Source organism: Cereibacter changlensis JA139 (assembly GCF_003034985.1).
In the GTDB taxonomy this organism is placed as follows: Bacteria; Pseudomonadota; Alphaproteobacteria; order Rhodobacterales; family Rhodobacteraceae; genus Cereibacter; species Cereibacter changlensis.
Genome location: NZ_PZKG01000464.1, coordinates 1 through 271, shown reverse-complemented (window position 1 = coordinate 271; position 271 = coordinate 1). Strand labels below are relative to the sequence as shown.

Here is a 271-nt window from a genome sequence, read left to right as displayed (position 1 = left end):
GGCGGAAGAGGCCGGCGATCATCTTGCCGGGAACCTGCTGCATCTCGCCATCGACCTCGCGCCGGGTGGTGACGAACCGCTCCTCCACATAGGCCATGGCTGATTTGACCGCGGCGTCATGCGCCTCCGTCACCCGCTTGTCGCCGACCACCAGCGCCATGATCGAGACGGACTTGCTGGCCGAGAACGTCAGGTCGATGCCGGGGCGGTGCTGGCGCTCGCCGTCGACGTAGCGGCCAAGCGTCTGCCCCTCTGTCCAGTTGCCGTCCTT

1 protein-coding gene is annotated in these 271 nt (G+C 67.2%); it reads right to left on the bottom strand.

Going from position 1 to position 271, the window contains the following annotated elements:
• Positions 1–271 (bottom strand): relaxase domain-containing protein (locus tag C5F48_RS24675; protein WP_181247803.1); only part of this gene is annotated, 271 nt, incomplete at both ends.